The sequence below is a fragment of the Propionicimonas sp. genome, assembly GCF_034927565.1.
In the GTDB taxonomy this organism is placed as follows: Bacteria; Actinomycetota; Actinomycetes; order Propionibacteriales; family Propionibacteriaceae; genus Propionicimonas.
Window position 1 is genome coordinate 1 of record NZ_JAYFPT010000097.1, and the last position, 8175, is coordinate 8175.

At 68.5% G+C, this 8175-nt stretch carries 7 protein-coding genes; 5 read left to right on the plus strand and 2 right to left on the minus strand.

Annotated features, from left to right (window positions below; translation table 11 throughout):
- Positions 1 to 149 precede the first annotated feature (149 nt).
- The 3 genes from VB080_RS13940 to galK are packed head-to-tail and all read left to right on the plus strand — an operon-like array spanning position 150 to position 5288.
- A complete protein-coding gene (locus tag VB080_RS13940; RefSeq protein ID WP_323419060.1) occupies positions 150 to 3980 on the plus strand; it encodes a multifunctional oxoglutarate decarboxylase/oxoglutarate dehydrogenase thiamine pyrophosphate-binding subunit/dihydrolipoyllysine-residue succinyltransferase subunit in 3831 nt (1276 codons plus the stop codon).
- Position 3981: 1 nt separating this feature from the next.
- A complete protein-coding gene (locus tag VB080_RS13945; RefSeq protein ID WP_323419061.1) occupies positions 3982 to 4161 on the plus strand; it encodes a DUF6104 family protein in 180 nt (59 codons plus the stop codon).
- Positions 4158 to 5288, plus strand: coding sequence for a galactokinase (gene galK / locus VB080_RS13950; protein ID WP_323419062.1), 1131 nt, complete (start codon positions 4158 to 4160; stop codon positions 5286 to 5288). The genes VB080_RS13945 and galK overlap by 4 nt, the downstream gene beginning before the upstream one ends.
- Here the strand turns inward: galK and VB080_RS13955 are convergent.
- On the minus strand, positions 5242 to 5664 hold the full coding sequence (locus VB080_RS13955; protein WP_323419063.1) for a hypothetical protein: 423 nt from the start codon (positions 5662 to 5664) through the stop codon (positions 5242 to 5244). The genes galK and VB080_RS13955 overlap by 47 nt on opposite strands.
- 167 nt (positions 5665 to 5831) lie before the next feature.
- On the opposite strand from VB080_RS13955, the gene VB080_RS13960 reads away from it, so the two are divergent.
- Positions 5832 to 6086, plus strand: a complete 255-nt coding sequence (locus VB080_RS13960; RefSeq protein ID WP_323419064.1) for a WhiB family transcriptional regulator — start codon at positions 5832 to 5834, stop codon at positions 6084 to 6086.
- 7 nt (positions 6087 to 6093) lie between these two features.
- Here the strand turns inward: VB080_RS13960 and VB080_RS13965 are convergent, their stop codons facing one another.
- Positions 6094 to 7554 carry a sensor histidine kinase gene (locus VB080_RS13965; protein ID WP_323419065.1) on the minus strand — a complete coding sequence of 487 codons (1461 nt, stop codon included), beginning with the start codon at positions 7552 to 7554 and terminating at the stop codon, positions 6094 to 6096.
- Positions 7555 to 7784: 230 nt separating this feature from the next.
- Between VB080_RS13965 and VB080_RS16075 the strand changes: the two genes are divergently transcribed.
- Complete coding sequence (locus tag VB080_RS16075; protein ID WP_416339643.1) at positions 7785 to 7859, plus strand: 50S ribosomal protein bL37; 75 nt, start codon at positions 7785 to 7787, stop codon at positions 7857 to 7859.
- Positions 7860 to 8175: the final 316 nt, after the last annotated feature.

Sequence of the window (8175 nt, forward strand, 5' to 3'; positions counted from 1 at the left end):
TGCCTGCTAGGCTGAAACAAATGTTTCGATGTCGAAATACGTATCGGTACGCAAGACGACCCGCGAGTTGAACATTCAAAGCCGAAGCCGTCTCGCGTAGCATCGGAGCACGGAACAACCGCAGGCTTACCCCAGGAAGAAGAAGACAAGTGGCGAGCACGCCCCAGGACGTCAAGCCAGCTGACCCGGCCTCGGAGTTCGGCGCCAATGACTGGCTGATCGAGGAACTGCACGAGCAGTACCGCAACGACCCGAGTTCCGTCGACAAGGCGTGGGCGACCTACTTCGCCACCATGGACGGCAAGCCCGCACCGGCCCCGGTGGCCGCACCGGCCCCTGCCTCGACGCCTGCTGCTGCCCCCGCCACGCCAACACGGCCCGCCGCGCCAGCACAGCCCGCCACGCCAGCACCTGCATCTGCCGCGGCTGCGGCCGTCCCTGCCCAGCCAGCGCAGCCCCACCCTGAGGAATCCGCCGCACCGAAGACGCCCCAGGTCGAGCACTGGGATCGCGGCTCTGGCGGGCCCGAGGTGCCCGGCTCCGGCAAGGGTGTTTCCCCGAACCTGCCGCGCGCCGTCGCACCCGCCGCCCCCTCCCCCAGCCAGGCCGCCCGGACCCCGCTGCGCGGGGCCCCGTTGCGTACGGCGGCCAATATGGACAACTCACTGGCCATCCCTACCGCCACCTCGGTTCGCGAGATCCCGATGAAGCTGGCGATCGACCAGCGCCAGATGATCAACGAGCACCTCGCCCGGTCGACCGGTGGGAAGGTCTCCTTCACCCACCTGATCGGCTACGCCATGGTCCGGGCGCTGGCCTCGCTGCCGACCATGAACAACCACTACGAGGTGGTGGAGGGCAAACCGAACCTGGTCCGTCCGGCCGCGATCAACCTCGGCCTGGCGATCGATCTCACCAAACCTGACGGCACCCGGCAGTTGCTGGTCCCGAACATCAAGGACTGCGGCACGCTCGACTTCGCCCAGTTCTGGCGGGCCTACGAGGTGCTGGTGATGAAGGCCCGCACCAATCAGCTCACCGCCGACGACTTCGCCGGCACCACCGCCAGCCTGACCAACCCCGGCGGCATCGGCACCAACCACTCCGTGCCTCGCCTGATGGCCGGTCAGGGGGTCATCCTCGGCGTCGGCTCGATCGACTACCCGCCGGAGTTCCAGGGCGCCAGCCAGGACCGGATCAACTCCCTGGGCATCTCGAAAGTCACCACGCTGACCTCCACCTACGACCATCGGGTGATCCAGGGCGCGCAGTCGGGTGAGTTCCTCAAGCGGATCCACGAGCAACTGATCGGCAAGCACGACTTCTACGACGAGATCTTCGCCGCCCTGCGCGTGCCCTACACCCCGATCCGCTGGGTGGCTGACGTCGGTGACGACGAGCTCGGGCAGATTCCCCGCGAGGCCCGGATCTTCTCGCTGATCCGCGCCTACCGCGCCCTGGGCCACTACATGGCCGACATCGACCCGCTGGAGTACCGTCAGCGCACCCATCCCGAGCTCGCGATCGAGCAGCACGGCCTCACCCTGTGGGATCTCGACCGCCGCTTCCCCGTAGGCGGCTTCGGCGGCGCGGCAGGACGCAAGCTCACCATGCGCGAGATCCTCGCGATGCTGCGCACCTCCTACTGCCGCACCGTCGGCGTGGAGTACATGTACATCGCCGACAACGAGCAGCGCAGCTGGATCCAGGAGCGCTTCGAGCGTCCGTTCGTCCCCTGGCCGCGCGAGGAGCACCTGCGGATCCTCGACAAGCTGAACGAGGCCGAGATCTTCGAGACCTTCCTGCAGACCAAGTTCGTCGGGCAGAAGCGGTTCTCGCTGGAGGGCGGCGAGTCCGCCATCGTGTTCCTGGACGAGACCTGCGAGCAGGCGGCCAACACCGGCCTGGACGAAGTGATCATCGGCATGCCCCACCGCGGCAGGCTGAACGTCCTGGCCAATATCGTCGGCAAGTCCTACCGGCAGATCTTCCGCGAATTCGACGGCGGTTTCGACCCCCGGCTGGCCGAGGGCTCCGGCGACGTGAAGTACCACCTGGGCTCAGAGGGCCAGTTCACCGCCGCCACCGGCAAGAGCATCAAGGCGTCGCTGGCCGCCAACCCCAGCCATCTCGAGGCGGTCAACCCGGTCGTGGAGGGCATCGCCCGCGCCAAGCTCGACCAGCTCGGCATCCGCGACGGCGTCTACCGCGTGCTGCCGATCCTGGTGCACGGCGACGCCGCCTTCGCCGGCCAGGGCGTGGTCTACGAGACTCTCCAGCTGAGCCAGCTGCGCGCCTACAAGACCGGCGGCACGATCCACCTGGTAATCAACAACCAGGTCGGCTTCACCACTGCCCCGGTCGAGTCCCGCTCCTCGGTCTACGCCACCGATGTCGCCAAGAGCATTCAGGCACCGGTCTTCCACGTCAACGGCGACGACCCCGAGGCGGTCGCCCGGGTCGCCCAGATCGCCTTCGACTACCGGCAGCGGTTCCACGCCGATGTCGTGATCGATCTGGTGTGCTACCGGCGCCGTGGCCACAACGAGGGCGACGATCCGAGCTTCACCCAGCCGCTGATGTACGACCTGATCGAACAGAAGCGATCGGTCCGCAAGCTGTACACCGAGGCGCTGATCGGACGCGGGGACATCTCCACCGAGGACGCCGAGCAGGTCATCGGCCGGTTCCGCCAGCGCCTCGAAGGCGTCTTCAAGGAGGTTCGCCAGGCCGCCGAGCCCGAGGATCCCAGCTACCGCAAGGTGCCCTACTACCCCGCCAAACTGGGCAAGGACCGCGGCACCAGCATCTCCGAGGAGGTGATGGAGACCATCGCGGCAGCGCACCTCACCTTCCCCGACGGATTCACCGTGCACCCCAAGGTGCTGCCCCAACTCGAACGCCGGGCGGAGGCCATCCGCGGCGGTGCGCCGATCGACTGGGCCACCGGTGAGCTGCTCGCCCTCGGTTCGCTCCTGCTGGAAGGCCGCCCGGTCCGGCTGGTCGGGCAGGACACCCGCCGCGGCACCTTCAGCCAGCGCTTCGCCGCAGTGGTCGACCGCGTCACCAACGAGGCCTACGTGCCGTTGAAGCACCTGTCAGAGAGCCAGGGCCAGTTCCACGTCTTCGACTCGCTGCTCAGCGAGTACGCCGCGATGGGTTTCGAGTACGGCTACTCCGTGGCCGCCCCGGACGCCCTGGTCTGCTGGGAGGCCCAGTTCGGCGACTTCGCCAACGGCGCCCAGACCATCGCCGACGAGTTCATCGCCGCCGGCAACGCCAAGTGGACCCAGAAGTCGGGCGTCGTGCTCCTGCTGCCGCACGGCTATGAGGGCCAGGGTCCCGACCACTCCTCGGCCCGGCTGGAACGGTGGCTGAACCTGTGCTCGGAGGGTGCGTTGGCGGTCTGCCAGCCGTCCACCTCGGCCAGCTACTTCCACCTGCTGCGCACCCACGCCTACGTGAACTGGCACCGTCCGCTGGTGATCGCCACCCCCAAGTCGATGCTGCGCAACAAACAGGCGGCCTCGGCGGCCTCGGAGTTCACCCACGGCCGCTGGCGCCCCGCGATGGGCGACCCGGCGATCACCGACACCTCCAAGGTGGAGCGCATTCTGCTCTGCTCGGGCAAGATCCGCTGGGAGCTGGTCAATGCCCGTCACGAGGCCGGGCTGGACGAGAAGGTGGCGATCCTGCCACTGGAGCGGCTGTACCCGCTGCCTGCCCGCGAACTCGCCACCGAGCTGGCGCGCTACCCACAGGTGACCGACATCCGCTACGTCCAGGACGAGCCGGAGAACCAGGGCGCGTGGTGGTTCCTGCAACTCAACCTGCCGGCGGCGATCGCCGCCTTCCTGCCCGGCTACGAACTGACGATGACCGGCATCACCCGACCCGCGGCCTCGGCTCCGTCGGTCGGCGCGCTGAAGGCCCACACCGAGCAGGCCGCCGATTTGCTCAACCGGGCAATGGCAGGCTGAGATGTACTTCACAGACCGCGGGATCGAGGAACTCGAACAGCGGCGTGGTGAGGAGGAGGTCAGCCTGGCCTGGCTGGCCGACCAGTTTCGCACCTTCGTCGACCTGTTCCCCGAGTTCGAGATTCCGGTGGAGAGATTGGCGACCTGGATCGCCAGACTGGACGACGACGAGGACGAATGAACCACGACGAGGTCGCCACGACGTTCACGACGCTCTTCGGGCGACCCCCTGCCGGGGTGTGGGTGGCGCCGGGACGGATCAACCTGATCGGTGAGCACACCGACTACAACGGCGGTTTCGTGCTGCCGTTCGCCATCCCCCAGGCCGCCTGCCTGGCGGCGGACGTCCGTGCTGACGAGGTCTGGCGGTTTCACTCCGAGCAGACCGGCGAGACCGTCGAGGTCGATACCCTGACCCCTGGTGCGCCGGGCTGGCAGTCCTACCTGGCAGGCGTGGTCTGGGCCCTGCGCCAGGAGGGCCACCGGGTCGGCGGCGCCGATTTCGTGCTCTCCTCCGAGGTGCCGCTGGGCGCCGGTTTGTCCAGCTCGGCTGCCATCGAGTGCGCCGTGATGATCGCCCTGTGCGACCTCTACGCCCTCGACCTCGACCTGCTCCAGCGGGCGCAGCTCTGCCAGGTCGCCGAGAACCAGTACGTCGGCGCGCCCACCGGACTGATGGACCAGGCCGCCTCGACGCTGTGCACCGCGGGCCACGCCCTGTTCCTGGACTGCCGCAGCTGCGCGGTGGAACAGGTGCCGCTGGACCTGGCCACAGCCGGGCTGGAAATCCTGGTGGTGGACACCCGCACCCCACACGCCCATGTCGACGGCGAGTACGTCGCCCGCCGGGCGGCCTGTACCCGGGCCTGCGAGATCCTCGGCGTTCCGCTGTTGCGCGATGTCACCGACCTGGACGCCGCCCTGGCCCTCCTGCCCGAACTGGAGGGCCGCCGGGTGCGGCACGTCGTCACCGAGAACCAGCGCGTGCTGGACACCGTCGCCGGACTCCGCCGCGGGGACTTCGACCAGGTCGGCCGTCTGATGACCGCCTCTCATGCGTCCATGCGCGACGACTACGAGATCACCGTCGCGACCGTCGACCTCGCGGTCGAGACCATGCTGGCCAGCGGCGCCCTGGGCGCCCGGATGACCGGCGGTGGATTCGGCGGCTGTGTCCTCGCCCTGGTCAGGGCGGGCACCGCGGACGTCGTGGCCGATGCAGTGCGGGCCGCCTTTGCCGACGCCGGGTTCGGGGCGCCGGTCAGCTTCGGGGCTCGTCCGTCGGCGGGGGCCCGTCGGACGAGTTGACCGCCCGGCGCAGGCTGAGCGCTGCCGAGGTCGAGGGCAGCGCCGCGAAGCCGACGGTGACCGCAGAGATTGCGGCAATCAGCCAGGCCAGCGGCGCCGAGGCCGCCATCGAGACAGCCGTGATGAGGTTGAGTACGCCGGTGGCGATCACCGGCCCGCGGGCCAGCAGGCTGCCCCGCCACAGCCCCCAGGCTGCTCCGACGATCGCCACGCCGTACAGCCCCAGCGCGATGCCGATCGCCCCGGAGAAGGTGCCGTGGCCCTGCACCACCGATGCCACGGCGAAGCCCGCCAGCAGGACGCCGACAACACCGGCGCCAATGCTCGCCACCACGATCCCGGTCGGCGGGCGCGACTCAGCTGTTTTCCTCGGCATGGCGTGAGACTATCCTCCGGCGTGGGCTTGGTTCATCAGGTAATCTTTGTCGAGCGTCCGTCAGGGGTTGGAGATGACGGGCGCCCGTTTCTGCGTTGTGACCCTTGCCAAGACCGGGGGTTGTCCCCGACTGTGGTTACCGAACCAAAAAAGGAGTGGTGTTCTTCATGGACTGGCGCCATCGGGCGGCCTGCCTGACCGAGGATCCCGAGCTGTTCTTCCCGGTCGGCAATACCGGCCCTGCCCTGATGCAGATCCAGGAGGCCAAGAAGGTCTGCCGACGCTGCGAGGTGCGCGAAGCCTGCCTGCAGTGGGCGCTCGACGCTGGGCAGGATCACGGCGTCTGGGGTGGACTCTCCGAGGACGAGCGGCGCTCGATGAAACGCCGCGCCGCCCGCATGCGGGTGCGCACCGGCGCCTGAGCCCGGCTCATCCGATCGGTACCCGTACCGTCGCCCGCGTCCCCTTGCCGTCCTCACCCGGTTCCAGGGTGAACTGCCCGCCCAGGTCGTCCACCAGGGTGCTAACGATCGACAACCCCAGACTGGTCGAGGAACTCAGCGAGAAGTCGGCCGGTAGCGGCTCACCCGCGTTCACCACCTCGACGGTCAGCTCACCGTTCGACTGCTTGGGCCGTACCCAGACACTGCCGGAGGAGTCCTTCAGGCCGTGCTCGACAGCGTTCTGGCAGAGCTCGTTGAGCACCAGCGACAGACTGGTCGCCACCTCCGCCGGGACGTAGCCGAAGCTCCCCTCACGGACCACCTTCACCTTGCCGCCCATCGCGGCGACGTCACCCACCATCCGCAGCAGCCGGTCGGCAACGTCGTCGAACTGCACGGTGGTGTCGAAGGCCTGGGAGAGAATCTCGTGCACCACCGCGATCGAGGTCACCCGTTTCATGGCGTCGTCGAGCGCGGCCTTCGCCTCCGGGGACGAGATCCGGCGGGACTGCAGCCGCAGCAGGGCCGCGACGGTCTGCAGGTTGTTCTTCACCCGGTGGTGGATCTCGCGGATGGTGGCGTCCTTGGTGACCAGTTGCCGCTCCTGGTAGCGCAGTTCGGTGGTGTCCCGGCACATCACCAGCAGACCGGCGGAGCCGTCGTCGTCCAGCAGCGGAAGGATGCGCAGCCGTAGCGAGGCGGTGGCGCTCTCCAAGTCAACCTCCCGGGCGCCGCGGCCGCGCAGGGCGGTGGCGGTCGGACGCTCGACCGGCTCACGTCCGGGTGCCACCAGGGAGGTGGTGACCGCCACGAAGTCCTCGCCCTCCAGGTCGCCGGCCAGGCCCAGCCGACGGTAGGCGCTCAGTGCGTTCGGGCTGGCGAAGGAGATGATCCCGGCATTGGCCACCCGGATCGTCCCGTCCCCCACCCGCGGCGAGACCCAGGGCACCGGCCGGTCCCCGGAGATCGGGAACTGGCAGCGGTGCACCATGCCAGCCAGCAACTCGGCGGCCTCGAGATAGGCGTCCTCCAGCGCCCCGGGAGCGCGGACCCCCATCTGGTTGGTGTGCATCTCGACCACGCCGATGCACCGGTCGCCACGCAGGATCGGAATCGCCTTGACGTCGACCGGAATGCCCGCCTGCAGACTGTTGCCGCTGGCGTGGCAGATCTCGAACGACAAGAAGGCCTCGGTGACCAGATGTTCGGGGTCGTAGACGATCTCCTCACCGACCACGTCGTCCTCCAGCGAGGTCGGGCCGGTGGTGGGACGCACCTGAGCCGCGGCCCAGAACACGTTCTCGTCGCTGCCCGGCACCCACAGGATCAGGTCGGCGAAGGACAGGTCAGCCAGCAAGGACCAGTCATCGACCAGGCGGGCCAGCCATTCCTGGTCCTCGTCACTGAGGACCGTGTGGGCACCGATCACCTGTTCCATTGTGAGCATGGGACCACCCTATTGGCCGGCTCAACCCTCGACATTGGCCGGCTCAACCCTCGACGCCGCACCGAATCCGGTTGCAGACCGCAGTCGAAGGGAGGATCCCCCCTCGAGCGGCAGTCTCGAACCGGATTCGGCATCCGCCCGCGCCGGGGCCGAGTTGAGGCCCCGGGGCCCGGGTGGCAGAATGGCTCGGGCCCAATGGGCGTGATTCCACGACGTACAAGGAGATTCAGATGGGTAAGGGTGGCCGCAAGCGCCGTTCCCGCAGGAAGAACGGCGCCAACCACGGTAAGCGCCCCAACGCCTGAGGAAGAACCACGAAACCCCGCGCACTGCGCGGGGTTTTGCCTTGCCGGCTGGTCTTGCCGTGTCAGACGGCCCGCTGGTCTTACCGTGTCAGGCGGCCAGCCGGTCTTGCCGTGTCAGGCCAGCCGGTCTTACCCTGTCAGGCCGGCTGCTCTTACCGTGTCGGCCGCCAAGCGGGTCACATCGGGCGCGGCCCGGGTCAGCCCTCGGTGACGATGACGGTACGGGTGAAGGTGGCCTTGACCCGCATCCGCAAGCTCTCCGAGGCCCGCTCGGCGGCGCAGGAGCGCCGGATCAGCTCACGCATCGCCTGCTCGA